Below are 15,272 nucleotides of genomic sequence, written 5' to 3'. Positions count from 1 at the left end.
AAACGGCCGCTTTAGTTGCGCCCGGGATCAAGGTGCCCGAGCCTCTTCAGGAGTACACTAGACAAAAAACACGGTACCACTTAGGAAAGTCCATGGTTGTCATTCAAGAAATTGTCGCCGCGCTGTGGCAGCATGATTTTGCCGCGTTGGCAAACCCCCACGTTGTGGGCGTTGTATATCTGGTCATGTTCGCAACCCTGTTTCTGGAAAACGGTCTGCTGCCCGCCTCATTTTTACCGGGCGATAGCCTGCTGCTGCTCGCCGGGGCGCTGATCGCCAAAGGCGTAATGGACTTTGTACCTACGGTCGCCATTTTAACCGCAGCGGCCAGCCTCGGCTGCTGGCTGAGCTATATCCAGGGGCGCTGGCTGGGTAACACCGTCACGGTTAAGCGCTGGCTTGGGCATCTGCCGCATAAGTACCATCAGCGGGCAACCTGCATGTTTGACAAACACGGCCTGCTGGCGCTGCTGGCCGGGCGTTTCCTGGCGTTTGTTCGCACCCTGCTTCCCACCATGGCGGGCATTTCCGGGCTGCCAAACCGCCGCTTCCAGTTCTTCAACTGGCTGAGCGCGCTGCTGTGGGTTGGCGTGGTTACCAGCCTGGGCTATGCGCTGAGCATGATTCCCTTCGTTAAGCGTCATGAAGATCAGGTTATGACCTGTCTGATGATTCTGCCTATCGCGCTGCTGATCGCCGGGCTGCTCGGTACGGTTATCGTGGTGATTAAAAAGAAATACTGTAACGCCTGATCGTTTGCCGGGGCGGCGCGGATTCGCCGCCCTTACATCGTTCGTCACATCCCCTGAATCGTTCTGATTCGCGCCGCATCTTCCCCCGGCGTCATGCCGAAATAACGCTTAAACTCGCGGCTGAACTGCGACGCGCTTTCATACCCCACCCGCATCGCCGCCGCGCTGGCCTTCATACCATCGTGGATCATCAGCATGCGCGCTTTATGCAGACGATAGGTTTTCAGGTACTGCAGCGGGGAGGTGCTGGTGACTGATTTAAAGTTATGGTGGAACGCCGAGACGCTCATATTCGCTTCCGCCGCCAACTGATCGACGCTGAGGTTCTCTGTGTACTGGCTTTCAATACGCTTCAATACGCGGCTAATCAGGCTGAAGTGGGTCTGCCGGCTGACCAGCGCCAGCAGCGCCCCCCCGCACGGCCCGGTCAGCACGTGATAAAGGATTTCGCGGATAATCTGTTTGCCAAGAATGCGCGCGTCCAGCGGGCGCTCCATCACGTCCAGCAGGCGCTCCGCCGCGCACAGAATCTCCTCGGACAGCACCGCGGAGTTGATCCCGCTCGACGCCATGGACGGCTGAAACTGCTCATCTTCGCCGATATCCATCAGCAGCTCTTGCAGTTGCAGAATATCGACATTCAGCCGAATCCCCGCCAGCGGCACTTCCGGGGTGGCGAAGGTTTCGCATTCAAACGGTAGCGGTACCGTTAGCAGCAAATACTCATTGGTGTCATAGCGAAAGGTACGCTCGTTAATGTAACCAATTTTATGCCCGGAAAAGAGAAAAACGATCCCCGGCTGATACATGACCGGCGTCCGTGTCCCCGGCTGGGTACCGTACAGCAGGCGAATATCCGGCAGCAGACCATTAAGCACTTCTTCTTTATTTTTCAGCTGATTAACCTTACTCGTTAGTAACTGACATATCTCAGCGCGGTTCATTTGTCGGGCCTCTGCGAACGTTTTTTTACCTCCGTATTGTGCGCACTTCCGGCGTATTTCTCCAGCCCCAAGGAGAAATGGGCAAGACAACGGCAGGAATGTGCATTGAGGGGAACGGGCGACGGGAACACAATGTCCGTCATCTGGCAGAGGTATCGTCTCTGTTGGCGGTTTTATCTATTTGAGGGCACCAGCCATGAATAATTTCGACCTACATACCCCAACCCGCATTCTGTTCGGTAAAGGCGCGATTGAAAATCTGCGCGATCAAATCCCGGCGGATGCTCGCGTGCTTGTCACCTACGGCGGCGGTAGCGTGAAGAAAACCGGCGTGCTTGATCAGGTTCTCAGCGCGCTGAACGGCATTGACGTCCGGGAATTTGGCGGCATCGAGCCCAACCCATCCTACGAAACGCTGATGAACGCGGTAAAAATTGCGCGTGATGAAAAAATCACTTTCCTGCTGGCGGTGGGCGGCGGTTCCGTTCTCGACGGCACCAAATTCATCGCCGCGGCGGCCCACTACAATGCCGATAGCGATCCGTGGGAAATCCTCGAAACCTACGGCAGCAAAGTGGCCAGCGCCATCCCGATGGGCTCCGTGTTGACGCTGCCGGCGACCGGTTCCGAATCCAATAAAGGCGCGGTCATCTCGCGCAAAACCACCGGTGACAAACGCGCGTTTATGTCCAGCCACGTCCAGCCGGTATTCGCCATCCTGGATCCGGTTTACACCTATACCCTGCCACCGCGCCAGGTGGCTAACGGCGTCGTCGACGCATTTGTCCATACCGTTGAACAGTACGTCACCTATCCGGTCGATGGCAAAATTCAGGACCGCTTTGCCGAAGGCATTCTGCTGACCCTGGTGGAAGACGGCCCGAAAGCGCTGAAAGAGCCGGAAAACTACGACGTACGCGCCAATATTATGTGGGCGGCCACCCAGGCACTGAATGGCCTGATTGGCGCAGGCGTGCCGCAGGACTGGGCGACCCATATGCTCGGCCACGAGCTGACCGCCATGCACGGTCTCGATCATGCCCAGACCCTGGCTATCGTCCTGCCTGCGCTGTGGAATGAAAAACGCGACGCTAAACGCGCCAAGCTGCTGCAGTACGCCGCTCGCGTCTGGAACATGACCGAAGGTTCTGAAGAGCAGCGTATCGATGCCGCCATCGCCGCAACGCGTGATTTCTTCGAACAGATGGGTGTCCCGACGCGCCTTTCTGCCTACGGTCTGGATGGTAGCTCTATCCCGGCGCTGCTGGCGAAACTGGAAGAGCACGGCATGACCCAACTGGGCGAAAACCAGGATATTACGCTGGACGTCAGCCGCCGTATTTACGAGGCTGCACGCTAATCAACCTCCTCTCCGACGCGTAAACTCGCGCAAAGGAGAGGAGTTTAACTACCGTTTTTAGCTATTTCGTCCAGACTTAATGCTACCCCTCGGCGGATTTTATTCCGCTGAGTTCATTAACAGGAGGAAGGCATGACACATCCAACCGTTATAAAACTACACGACGGCAACCTGATGCCGCAGCTGGGGCTCGGCGTGTGGAAAGCAGGCAACGAGGAAGTCGTCTCCGCCATTCATAAGGCGCTGGAAGTCGGTTATCGCTCGTTTGACACCGCCGCCGTGTACCAAAATGAAACCGGCGTCGGCAACGCATTGAGCAGCGCAGGCGTTCCCCGCGATGAGCTGTTCGTCACCACGAAACTGTGGAATGACGATCAAAAGCAGCCCAAAGAAGCGCTGCAGGAAAGTCTGAAAAAACTGAAGCTCGACTACGTCGATTTATATTTAATTCACTGGCCGGTTCCGGCAACGAACCACTTCGTCGACGCCTGGAAAAGCTTAATTGAGCTGCAGCAGCAGGGGCTGGCAAAAAGCATCGGCGTGTGTAATTTCCAGGTTCATCATCTGCAAAAAATCATCGATGAAACCGGTGTCGCTCCGGTGATAAACCAGATTGAACTTCACCCGCTGATGCAGCAGCGTCAGCTTCACGCCTGGAATGCGACGCATAAGATCCAGACCGAGTCCTGGAGCCCGCTGGCGCAGGGCGGCGAAGGGGTATTCGATCACAAAATTATTCGTCAACTGGCGGATAAATACGCTAAAACCCCGGCGCAGATCGTAATCCGCTGGCATCTGGACAGCGGCCTGGTGGTGATCCCGAAATCGGTGACGCCATCGCGCATTGCCGAGAATTTTAACGTCTGGGACTTCCGTCTTGATAAAGATGAATTAAGTGAAATCACTAAACTGGACCAGAACAAACGCCTGGGGCCAGACCCGGATCAGTTCGGCGGTTAATCTTCCCCGCTCCGTCGGATTTCGGCGGAGCATCGCTTTGCGGACCGGTTAAAACCACGTACATTGAGAGTTTGTTGCAATCAAATGGATGTGTGCTGATGAGCTGTATTTTCTGTCAAATTGTTGCGGGGAAAGCCCCCTGCCATAAGGTGTGGGAAGATGAACACCACCTCGCCTTTCTCTCTATTTTCCCCAATACCGACGGTTTTACGGTCGTGATCCCAAAGAAGCACTACCCCAGCTATGCGTTTGATATGCCGCCGCAGGCGCTGGCCGATTTGGTGCTGGCGACGCAGAAAGTGGCGAAGCTTCTGGATAAAGCCTTTGATGACGTGGGCCGTACGGGGATGTTTTTTGAAGGCTATGGCGTTGACCATGTCCACAGCAAGCTCAGCCCGATGCACGGCACCGGCGATATGACCCAATGGCGGCCTATCGAGTCGCGTCAGACTCAGTTTTTTGCGCAATACGAAGGCTATCTCTCTTCCCACGATTACGAGCGGGCGGATGATGAAAAGCTGGCGGCGCTGGCCGCCAGAATCAGAGAAGCATAGCCACATAACGGCTTTTGCCGTTGAGGCTTGGGCCCGGTAGCCTATAACCACCGGGCAAGAGATTAACGCCCTGCTTTTACCCGCTTTTTCTGGCCTGCCGGCGTCTGGCGCTGATGCGCCACCGGCGTATGCTTGGTTAGCGCCGGACGAGTATGGCGGTTCTGGCGACGCGCTTCGCGCATCTCGTCGATCGTCGGCGCCGGTACCAGGCAATCGCGACGGCTGCCGATCAGGTGCTTTTTACCCATGGTCTCCAGCGCCTGGCGAATCAGCGGCCAGTTGGCCGGGTCGTGATAGCGCAGCAGCGCCTTGTGCAGGCGGCGCTGTTTGTCGCCCTTCGGCACCACTACATCCTCACTCTTATAGCCAATCTTACCCAGCGGGTTCTTACCGGTGTAATACATGGTGGTCGAGTTCGCCAGCGGCGACGGATAGAAGTTTTGCACCTGATCCAGGCGGAAACGATGCTGCTTGAGCCACAGCGCCAGATTCACCATATCTTCATCCCGCGTCCCCGGATGGGCGGAAATAAAGTACGGGATCAGATACTGCTCTTTACCCGCCTGCTTCGAATAGGTATCAAACAGCTGCTTAAAGCGATCGTAGCTGCCCATTCCTGGCTTCATCATCTTCGACAGCGGCCCCTCTTCCGTATGCTCAGGGGCAATCTTCAGATAACCGCCAACGTGGTGGGTGGCCAGCTCTTTAATATAGCGCGGGTCTTCAACGGCGATGTCGTAACGCACGCCGGACGCGATAAGGATCTTTTTGATGCCTTTCAGGTCACGGGCGCGGCGGTAAAGATTAATCGTCGGCTCATGGTTAGTGTCCATATGCGGACAGATATCCGGATAAACGCATGACAGGCGGCGGCAGGTTTGCTCGGCGCGCGGCGACTTGCAGCGCAGCATATACATGTTGGCCGTCGGACCGCCAAGATCGGAAATAATGCCGGTAAAGCCGGGAACCGTGTCGCGAATCGCTTCGATTTCATTGATGATCGAATCTTCGGAGCGGCTCTGAATGATGCGGCCCTCATGCTCGGTAATCGAGCAAAACGAACAGCCGCCAAAACAGCCGCGCATGATGTTAATCGAGAAGCGAATCATCTCGTAGGCCGGAATGCGGGCATCGCCGTATGAAGGATGCGGAACGCGCTTATACGGCAGGGCAAACACGCTATCCATCTCTTCAGTGGAAAGCGGAATAGCGGGCGGGTTAATCCAGATATAGCGTTCGCCGTGTTTCTGCATCAGCGCGCGGGCGCAGCCGGGGTTAGTTTCATGGTGCAGAATACGCGACGCGTGCGCGTAGAGAACCTTGTCGCCTTTCACCTTTTCAAAGGAAGGCAGCAGGACATAGGTCTTCTCCCACGGCTTCGGACGCGGCGGCTGTACGGTAACGCGCTTCGCTTCCTGTTTTGGCGGTGCGACGGTTTTGTTATCCGCGCACGGCAGATCTTCACCGTACGGATGCGGGATCGGATCGATTTTCCCCGGCGTGTCCAGACGCGTGGAGTCCACCCCGCTCCAGCCCGGCAGCGCTTCCTTCACCATGATCGCGGTGTTGCGAACGTCGCGAATTTGCCCGATAGGCTCGCCGGCGGCCAGACGGTGCGCCACTTCCACCAGCGGACGCTCGCCGTTGCCGAACATCAGCATATCGGCTTTAGAGTCCACCAGAACCGAGCGACGCACGGTATCAGACCAGTAGTCGTAGTGCGCGGTTCGGCGCAGGCTGGCTTCGATACCACCGAGGATCACCGGCACATCTTTCCACGCTTCTTTGCAACGCTGCGTATAAACCAGCGTGGCGCGATCCGGGCGCTTGCCGGCCACGTTCCCCGCCGTGTAGGCATCGTCATGGCGCAGCTTACGGTCAGCAGTGTAGCGGTTGATCATCGAATCCATATTCCCGGCGGTGACGCCGAAGAACAGATTCGGTTTACCCAGGCGCATAAAGTCGTTTTTATTATTCCAGTCCGGCTGGGAAATAATCCCCACGCGGAACCCCTGCGCTTCCAGCATGCGTCCGCAGATCGCCATGCCAAAGCTCGGGTGATCGACATAGGCATCGCCGGTAACCAGAATAATGTCGCAGCTATCCCAGCCAAGTTGATCCATCTCTTCTCGCGACATCGGCAAGAACGGCGCGGGGCCAAAGCAGGCGGCCCAGTACTGCGGCCAGGAGAAAAGGTCACGATCCGGTTGGATCAGGGATATTGCGCTCATATTGCTTCCGGGGAAATGATAAAAAAATAATCAAAAAGGGCGGCGATTATAAGCCGGAACGATGGAAGAAATGAAGGAGGTTTTTCCGATCCCGGCCGGTATGGGCCGGGACAGAATACATTACGGCGCCGGATTCACCAGAATCTGGCCAATAGAGCCACGGTCGGCAAGCTCCAGCGTCTGACTTAAGTACTGGAACGGGAAGTGCGGCCAGGAGGGCTGATTGTAATAGACCAGCAGCTCAACCTGACCATCGATCCAGACGGTATCCTTCCAGCCGCGATCTTCCGGGAACGGCGCGGAGCCGTTGACGTTACGCACCTGAAACATCACGCCTTCAATATGGAAGGACTGCGGCCGGTCGGCGCGCACCGTCCAGCGCTCCCAGGTTCCCTGCTGCGCCGTAATATCGATACGTTGCGGATCCCATAGCTGACCGTTAATACCCGGATCGTCACCAAGCGTGATATCGCGGCTGCGAATCGCCGCGCCAGCCAGAATCTCCGTCGGCAGCAAACGCACGGGCAGGCTATCGGTCACCAGCGGCAGCAGGCCCGTCGGGCGCAGCGTCAGAATCAGGGTGGAAATCAGGATGCTCGACGGTTCGAAGAAGCCGCGAATACGATCGACGATGCTGGCCGCTTCCCCGCAGGTGATCGATACTTCATCGCCGTTAGTCATATCGACCAGAATTTCACGACGCTCACCCGGCGCCAGCGACAGCTGCTTCAGCGAAACCGGCGCCGGCAGCAACCCCTGATCGCCGGAAATCACGTGCAGCAATCGACCATCGCTCATCTGCAGCTGATAGCGACGGGAGTTGGACGCATTCAGCAGGCGCAGGCGCACCCAGCCGCGCGACACTTCCACGAAAGGCCCCTGAACGCCGTTCACCAGCAGCGTATCGCCAACGAACCCTCCGCTACCGGGCTCGCTATACTCAGGCGTACCGAAATTATCCAGACGCTTATCCTGAATAATCACCGGGAAATCATCCACGCCGTAGTGATTGGGGATCGGCAGATTCTTACTGACATCATCTTCCACCAGCCACATCCCGGCCAGACCGTTATAGACCTGTTTTGCCATATGGTTTGGCGTGTTGGCCTGATACCACAGCGTCGCCGCGCTTTGGCGGATTGGCAGTACCGGAGCCCAGTCGGCGTTGGCGGACATCATGCGCGCGGCGCCGCCAATCAGCGGACCGGGGACCTGCAGGCCGCGGATCGTCATCGCCACGTTTTCCGTCAGGCGGTTGCTGTAAATCAGCTTCACATCGTCGCCATTCCAGACGCGAATGGTTGGCCCCATATAGCGGCCGTTAATCCCCCACACCGATGCGCGGGTTCCGGGCGTAAACGACCAGTGCGCTCGCTGTAGCGTTAAAAATAGCGGCTGCCCGCGGCGGGACTCCAGCAGAGGAGGGATCGGCAGCGCAGGCTGCTGACCAGCGGCCTGTGCTTTCAGCGGCGCGGCGCCTGCGCACAGCGCTACGCCTGAAGCCTTAATGAACTGACGCCGACTGAGTGACATATTTACTCCATGAAATACTGACTAATTAACAAGGGAATTCGTTTCCCGCCAGCAATACGCGCGCGCTTCGCGGCGTTTCCTGTGTTATTTCTTTGCGGCCGCTTCGCGTTCGGCAACTTCTTTATCCAGCTCAGCGATTTTAGCGGACATCAGCTCGCGACAGTGCGTCGCCAGCGCGCGAACGCCCTCTTTTCCATACTGACTGGTGTCTACCGGCGGCAGCATTTCTACAATCACCAGACCGTTATTCAGGCGATTGAGATTAATTTTATTCGATGTATTAGAAACGCACACCGGAATAATTGGCACGCCAGCCGCGACAGCCGCATGAAAAGCGCCGGTTTTAAAAGGCAGCAGACCGCGGCCTCGACTGCGGGTCCCTTCTGGAAACATCCAAAAAGAGATATTGCGCTTTTTAAACGCATTCACGACTTCGGCAATAGTGCCGTGCGCTTTTGCCCGGTTATTGCGGTCAATCAGCAGGTTCCCCGTTAGCCAGTAGAGCTGGCCGAAAAAAGGGATCCACGCCAGGCTCTTTTTACCCACGGTAACGGTCGGCGGCTGCACAATATTTGATGCCGTCACCATATCATAGTTATTCTGGTGGTTAGCGATATAGATAGCGTTGCCGTAGCTTTCCGCATCGGCCGGCTTGCGCAGCTCGACTTTCAGGCCGAAGACCGGCGACAGTTTGCCAAACAGGTGACCGAAGGTGGCGACGTGCTTAGGATTACGAGGACTGAACAGACAATAAATACAGCCGAAGATGCAGACCAGAATACAATAGATGACAACGATAATTAGTCGAAAAATAAATAGCATAGCTACCTCTAAAACCCAAACCGCTTAGAATTATACTCGCTGTTTCGCAGATTGCAGGCATCGGGCATCATTGCAAAGCGCGTTAAGCACCCCGAACGATCCTGACGGATATTGTTAATCGCAATGCCTGAATAAACAACGATTTTGCGGTAAATATTAACCTCCCCCGCCTTACTGCGGGGGAGGATCATCCTACTCTTCGCTATCGCCCGCCGAGGCGCGACGCGGTGAATCAATCTCCACCCGGTCGATTTTCTGCAGTCCACGCATCAGAGAGCCGCGGCGGCCGCGCTCGCCGGTGACTTTTTGCAGCTCTTCCGGACGGAGTTTGATTTTCCGTTTGCCGACGTGAATCGTCAGCGTACTTTGCGGCGGTAGGACAAACAGATGCGCCAGGCCATCCTGACCCGCAGCCGCTTCCGCCGACGGGATGTTGATAATCTTGTTGCCCTTGCCTTTCGACAGCTGCGGCAGGTCGCTGACCGGGAACATCAGCATGCGGCCGGCGGCGGTAATGGCCAGCAGCATATCGGACTCGTCCTCAATCACCAGCGGCGGCATCACGTGGGCGTTATCCGGAAGGCTAATCAACGTCTTACCGGCGCGGTTGCGCGCGACCAGATCGTTGAAAGTACAAATAAACCCGTAGCCTGCGTCGGACGCCAGCAGCAGTTTTTGATCATCGGCCTCCATCAGCATATGCTCCACCGTCGCCCCCGGCGGCAGCGTCAGCTTACCGGTGAGCGGCTCGCCCTGTCCACGTGCGGACGGCAGGGTGATAGGGTCAATCGCGTAGCTACGCCCGGTGGTGTCAATAAAGACCACCGGCTGATTGCTCTTCCCTTTCACTGCGGCTTTAAAACTGTCTCCCGCTTTATAGTTCAGTCCCGGCGCGTCGATATCATGGCCTTTGGCGCTGCGTACCCAGCCGCTCTGCGACAGAACGATGGTCACCGGCTCGGACGGCAGCATATCGTGCTCGCTCATCGCTTTCGCTTCTTCACGCTCGCGCAGCGGCGAACGACGATCGTCACCAAAGGCGTCGGCATCGGCCTGCAGCTCTTTCTTCAGCAGGTTATTCATTTTGCGTTCAGACGCCAGAATGGCCTGCAGATGGTCGCGTTCTTTTTCCAGCTCGCTTTGTTCACCGCGGATCTTCATCTCTTCCAGTCGGGCGAGATGGCGCAGTTTTAACTCCAGAATCGCTTCCGCCTGGGTTTCGCTGATGCCAAAGCGCGACATCAGGGCCGGCTTCGGCTCATCTTCGTGACGGATAATTTCGATAACTTCATCGATATTCAGAAACGCCACCAGCAAACCTTCCAGGATATGCAGGCGCTTGAGGACTTTTTCCAGACGGTAGCTGAGACGACGGCGCACGGTATCGCGGCGGAAAGTCAGCCATTCCGAGAGGATTTCCAGCAGGTTTTTTACCGCAGGACGGTTATCAAGCCCGATCATATTCAGGTTGATACGATAGCTCTTTTCCAGATCGGTCGTCGCGAACAGGTGGTTCATCACCTGCTCCATATCCACGCGGTTAGAGCGCGGGACGATCACCAGACGAGTCGGGTTTTCGTGATCCGATTCGTCGCGCAGGTCATCCACCATCGGCAGCTTTTTGTTGCGCATCTGAGCGGCAATCTGTTCAAGCACGCGGGCGCCGGAAACCTGATGCGGCAGCGCACTGATCACCACCGCGCCGTCTTCTTTCGTCCACACCGCGCGCATACGCACCGAACCGCGGCCATTCTGGTAGATTTTGCGGATCTCGGCACGCGGAGTAATGATTTCCGCTTCGGTCGGGTAATCCGGCCCCTGTACGATATCCAGCAGATCGTCCAGCGAGGTCTGCGGTTTTTCAATCAGGGTAATGGCCGCCTGAGCCACTTCACGCAGGTTGTGCGGCGGAATATCCGTCGCCATGCCGACGGCGATGCCGGTAGTGCCGTTGAGCAGAATATTGGGCAGGCGCGCAGGCAGCATTTTCGGCTCCTGCAGAGTGCCGTCAAAGTTTGGTACCCAGTCAACGGTGCCCTGCCCCAGTTCGCTCAGCAGCAGTTCAGCATACTTCGACAAACGGGATTCGGTATAACGCATCGCGGCGAAGGATTTAGGATCGTCCGGCGCCCCCCAGTTCCCCTGACCGTCAACCAGCGGATAGCGGTAAGAGAAGGGTTGCGCCATCAGCACCATGGCTTCATAGCAGGCGCTATCGCCGTGCGGATGGTATTTACCCAGCACGTCGCCGACGGTGCGGGCGGACTTTTTGAACTTGGCGCTAGCGTTGAGACCCAGCTCAGACATCGCATAGACGATGCGACGCTGGACCGGCTTCAGGCCATCGCCAATAAACGGCAGCGCCCTGTCCATGATGACGTACATGGAGTAGTTCAGGTAGGCGTTTTCCGTAAATTCATGCAGCGCGAGGCGCTCTGCCATATCGCTCATTAATCGTGAATCCTCAATCTGCGTACCGGCCGTTCGGACGGCAAAACTACCGGCGATAATACCCTATCTGACGCCCTGAGTCACAGGGCGTTAGGCTGGTTGAGGAATTCCGTGGACATCCTTCATTTCAGCGGAAGATAAACGTCCGTCTGCAGCTCATGCTCACCGACTTCATGCACAAAATTGAGGTAGCGAAAGAAAACCGGGAAATCGCGCAGCGCCTCTCCCGATGCGGGCAGCCAGTCGCGATAAAGAAACCAGATACTCTGCGCGAGCGTGTCCAGAGAACCGTAATGACGCCCTACTGCGCAGCGCCCGCCGGGGATCTCGCCATTCACCACGCCAAAGCTGTTTTCCGGCACCGGCTGGCTGACCGTACCGCCAATATCGAAACGAAAATCGTCAGCCGGCGTGGCAGCGGGGTCGTCCCAGGAGATCCCCCAGGTTGCGCAGCTGGCGACCGGGGACAGACCGCTCTTCTTGCGCCAGGCGATAAACTTCGCGGCGGTCTCATTGACTAAGCCAGGGTTGCCGCGATGCTGCAGCATCGCGATCTGAGTGGTAGGAAGCTGGATTATTTTAACATCCATTGGGTGTTGCTCCTGTAGCGTATGCTTCGGTACACGTCGATGCCATTCCAGCCAGTCCGGCTGTTGGCGGAATTGGCTGGGGCTTTGCGCGAAGGCGCTGCGGAAGGCGCGGCTGAACGACTCCGGGTTCTGGAACCCCGCATCAAGGGCAATATCGATAATCTTTTCCTGTGGATTAAACGCCAGTCGCCAACAGGCGCGACGCAAACGTAACCATTGGATATAGCGATAGAGCGGTACCCCGCTATAGGCGCTGAATTGCCGGTGAAAATGATACGGCGAGCTATGGGCTATCGCACTGAGCGTCTCCAGCGACAGCGGCGTGTCCAGATGACGTTCAATGTACAAGCACACTTGCTGAAAACGCCCGGCAAAGGCCGGGCTTACCTGAGTATCGTTCATCGCATCCTCCCGGAAACATACTCTGACAGAGCGAGGAGTGCGGTTCCTGACCGATCTTGCTTAAGATGATGAGAAAACTATGGCGTGATTTTACGAATCTGCTTTACGTCGATTTCCACTGAGTTCCAGTCTTTATCCACTTCACCCTGAATCTCTACCGTATCCTGCGGGGTCACGGTCACGCCGTTCCAGCGCTTGTGATCGATATCGACGTTCACGGTGCCGGAGCTGTCCTGGAATTTATACAGGTCGTCGGAAATACGCTCCACGATTTTACCGCGCAGGGTCACCCAGGTATCGTCACGCAGGGTTTTCGCATTCGCGACCGTCGTTACGCTCCCGTTCGGGCCAATGAACCCGCCGTTTTGCGTGGTCGTCTGGCTGGTTTGCGTCGAGCCGGGTCCGGAAAACCCGCCCTGCTCAGCGGCCAGTACCGGCATGGAAACTAAGGCGATGATAGCGGTCATTGCGGCGATTTTCTTCATGATGTGTTCTCCCTTTGTGTTTATATCGTCACTATTACACCGGGCAAAACTTAACAACTTCTTAAGCGGAAAAAATAAATTTTATTCCTGTACAGCGCGCGCCGCAACGCGCTTTACTGCGGGAGTATCCAAGGGACACAGGAGCAGAAAATGCGCATTTTACTGGTGGAAGACGACAAACTGATCGGTGACGGCCTCAAAACCGGACTGACCAAGCTGGGCTTCAGCGTCGACTGGTTTACCCGCGGCGAAGAGGGGAAAGCCGCGCTGTATCACGCCGCTTACGACGCCATTATTCTTGACCTGACCCTGCCCGGCATCGATGGGCTGGATATTCTGCGCGAATGGCGCGACAAAGGCCGCCACGAACCGGTACTGATCCTGACCGCCCGCGACGCGCTTAACCAGCGCGTCGAAGGATTACGCCTCGGCGCCGATGACTATCTCTGCAAACCTTTCGCGCTGGTTGAAGTCGCCGCGCGCCTGGAAGCACTGATGCGCCGCGCCCACGGCCAGAGCAGCAGCGAACTGCGGCACGGCAATGTGGTCCTCGATCCTGGCCGACTCACGGCCACCCTGAACGACGAGAGCCTGCCGCTCAAGCCAAAGGAGTTTGCTCTGCTGGAGCTGCTGATGCGCAATGCCGGACGCGTGCTGCCGCGTAAGCTTATTGAAGAAAAGCTCTATAGCTGGGATGACGACGTCTCCAGCAATGCGATAGAAGTACACGTCCATCATCTGCGCCGTAAGCTCGGCAGCGCTTTCATTCGTACCGTACACGGTATCGGCTATACCCTGGGGGACGCATGAAGCGGCTGGGGAAACTGAGCCTGCGCGTCCGCCTGACGCTGCTTTTTTTGCTGCTGACCAGCGCCGCCTGGGGCATTGCCAGCTTTGTGGCCTGGCAACAGACCACCGATAAGCTGGATAAGCTGTTCGATACCCAGCAGTTGTTGTTCGCCCGCCGCCTGAGCGCGATGAATTTCGACGAGCTCCATACCCTCGCGCCACAGGTGCGGACAAAGAAAAAGGTTAAACACGGCCATCTCGACGACGATGCGCTGGCTTTCGCTATCTTTACCACCGACGGCAAAATGGTGCTTAACGATGGCGAAAATGGCCAGGATATCCTGTGGGGTAACAACCGGGAGGGGTTCAGCGACGGCTACCTGCGCGGCGATGATGACGAATGGCGCTTTCTGTGGCTCACCACCCGCGACGGGCGCCATCGTATCGTCGTCGGCCAGGAATGGGATTACCGCCGCGAGATGGCGCTGGATATCGTCACCTCCCAGCTTACACCCTGGCTGGTTGCGCTGCCGCTGATGTTTTTGCTGCTCATCGTGCTGTTAAGCCGGGAACTGGCGCCGCTGAAAAAGCTGGCCAACACGCTGCGCACCCGAGCGCCGGATTCCGCCGAAACGCTAAATAGCGAGAACGTGCCCAGCGAAGTTCGCCCGCTGGTCGACGCGCTAAATCAGCTCTTTACCCGGACGCATGACACCATGATCCGCGAGCGTCGGTTCACCTCCGATGCCGCCCACGAACTGCGCAGCCCACTGGCGGCGCTGAAGGTGCAAACCGAAGTGGCCCAGCTCTCGCTGGACGATCCGCAAGGGCTGGATAAAGCGCTGGAGCAGCTCCACCAGGGTATCGATCGCGCAACCCGCCTGGTCGACCAGCTACTTACCCTATCGCGCCTGGATTCGCTGGCGCAGCTGGATGATGTTCAGACGATCGCCATTGATGAACTGCTACAGTCTGCGGTCATGGAGATGTACCACCCGGCGCAACTGGCCGGACTTGAGCTACGCCTGCACCTGAACGCGAAGAACATCTTGCGCACCGGGCAGCCGCTGCTGCTAAGCCTACTGGTGCGCAATCTTTTAGATAACGCGGTGCGCTATAGCCCCGCCGGAAGCCAGGTCGACATCACCCTGTATGCCGGTGAATTCCGCGTACGCGACAACGGCCCGGGCATCAGCGCCGAGGCCCTGGCGCGCGTCGGCGAGCGCTTTTATCGTCCTCCAGGCCAGGAGCAGCCCGGTAGCGGCCTCGGGCTCTCCATCGTCAAACGCATCGCCGCGCTGCACGGGATGACGGCAAGTTTCGGCAACGCCCGCGACGGCGGATTCGAGGCGCGCATTCGCTGGTAGCGGCATTATTGCTATAAAAGCAAAAGACTTTG

At 57.2% G+C, this 15,272-nt stretch carries 12 protein-coding genes and 1 pseudogene; 6 read left to right on the top strand and 7 right to left on the bottom strand.

Going from position 1 to position 15,272, the window contains the following annotated elements; translation table 11 throughout:
- The first annotated feature begins 92 nt into the window (after nt 1-92).
- A complete protein-coding gene (yghB, locus tag K7H21_RS03680; RefSeq protein ID WP_223035584.1) occupies nt 93-752 on the top strand; it encodes a DedA family general envelope maintenance protein YghB in 660 nt (219 codons plus the stop codon).
- A 44-nt stretch (nt 753-796) separates the two neighbouring features.
- On the opposite strand, the gene K7H21_RS03675 is transcribed toward yghB, so the two are convergent.
- Nucleotides 797-1,696 carry an AraC family transcriptional regulator gene (locus tag K7H21_RS03675; RefSeq protein WP_142471610.1) on the bottom strand — a complete coding sequence of 300 codons (900 nt, stop codon included), beginning with the start codon at nt 1,694-1,696 and terminating at the stop codon, nt 797-799.
- Nucleotides 1,697-1,892: 196 nt separating this feature from the next.
- Here K7H21_RS03675 and yqhD point away from each other — a divergent pair, with 196 nt between their 5' ends.
- From yqhD to K7H21_RS03660, 3 genes are all read left to right on the top strand, one after another.
- Entirely contained in the window at nt 1,893-3,056 is a 1,164-nt protein-coding gene (gene yqhD, locus K7H21_RS03670) for an alcohol dehydrogenase (RefSeq protein WP_223035583.1), read from the top strand.
- A 132-nt stretch (nt 3,057-3,188) separates the two neighbouring features.
- The gene (gene dkgA, locus K7H21_RS03665; protein ID WP_049113394.1) at nt 3,189-4,016 is read left to right on the top strand and encodes a 2,5-didehydrogluconate reductase DkgA; all 828 of its coding nucleotides are present in this window, start codon (nt 3,189-3,191) and stop codon (nt 4,014-4,016) included.
- A 98-nt stretch (nt 4,017-4,114) separates the two neighbouring features.
- A complete protein-coding gene (locus K7H21_RS03660) occupies nt 4,115-4,570 on the top strand; it encodes an HIT family protein (protein ID WP_223035582.1) in 456 nt (151 codons plus the stop codon).
- Between the two features lie 95 nt (nt 4,571-4,665).
- Here the strand turns inward: K7H21_RS03660 and K7H21_RS03655 are convergent.
- From K7H21_RS03655 to K7H21_RS03630, 6 genes and pseudogenes are all read right to left on the bottom strand, one after another.
- A pseudogene (locus K7H21_RS03655) lies at nt 4,666-6,891 on the bottom strand (YgiQ family radical SAM protein); the annotation flags it as partial.
- Nucleotides 6,892-6,921: 30 nt separating this feature from the next.
- Entirely contained in the window at nt 6,922-8,334 is a 1,413-nt protein-coding gene (gene ftsP / locus K7H21_RS03650; RefSeq protein ID WP_004125252.1) for a cell division protein FtsP, read from the bottom strand.
- Nucleotides 8,335-8,418: 84 nt separating this feature from the next.
- The gene (gene plsC, locus K7H21_RS03645; protein WP_004125254.1) at nt 8,419-9,156 is read right to left on the bottom strand and encodes a 1-acylglycerol-3-phosphate O-acyltransferase; all 738 of its coding nucleotides are present in this window, start codon (nt 9,154-9,156) and stop codon (nt 8,419-8,421) included.
- Nucleotides 9,157-9,348: 192 nt separating this feature from the next.
- Nucleotides 9,349-11,607 (bottom strand): DNA topoisomerase IV subunit A, encoded by a 2,259-nt coding sequence (parC, locus tag K7H21_RS03640; RefSeq protein WP_004125256.1) that lies wholly within the window; start codon nt 11,605-11,607, stop codon nt 9,349-9,351.
- Between the two features lie 122 nt (nt 11,608-11,729).
- Entirely contained in the window at nt 11,730-12,599 is an 870-nt protein-coding gene (locus K7H21_RS03635) for an AraC family transcriptional regulator (RefSeq protein ID WP_112166964.1), read from the bottom strand.
- Between the two features lie 77 nt (nt 12,600-12,676).
- On the bottom strand, nt 12,677-13,084 hold the full coding sequence (locus K7H21_RS03630; RefSeq protein WP_004125269.1) for a YgiW/YdeI family stress tolerance OB fold protein: 408 nt from the start codon (nt 13,082-13,084) through the stop codon (nt 12,677-12,679).
- Nucleotides 13,085-13,234: 150 nt separating this feature from the next.
- On the opposite strand from K7H21_RS03630, the gene qseB reads away from it, so the two are divergent.
- Entirely contained in the window at nt 13,235-13,894 is a 660-nt protein-coding gene (qseB, locus tag K7H21_RS03625) for a quorum sensing response regulator transcription factor QseB (RefSeq protein WP_004125272.1), read from the top strand.
- The gene (gene qseC / locus K7H21_RS03620) at nt 13,891-15,240 is read left to right on the top strand and encodes a quorum sensing histidine kinase QseC (RefSeq protein ID WP_223035581.1); all 1,350 of its coding nucleotides are present in this window, start codon (nt 13,891-13,893) and stop codon (nt 15,238-15,240) included. The genes qseB and qseC overlap by 4 nt, the downstream gene beginning before the upstream one ends.
- Nucleotides 15,241-15,272 lie beyond the last annotated feature (32 nt).

This window comes from Klebsiella sp. CTHL.F3a (genome assembly GCF_019890895.1).
GTDB classification, from domain to species: Bacteria; Pseudomonadota; Gammaproteobacteria; order Enterobacterales; family Enterobacteriaceae; genus Klebsiella; species Klebsiella grimontii.
The sequence above is the reverse complement of the archived record's forward strand: the minus strand, read 5'-3'. Positions and strand labels throughout refer to the sequence as shown.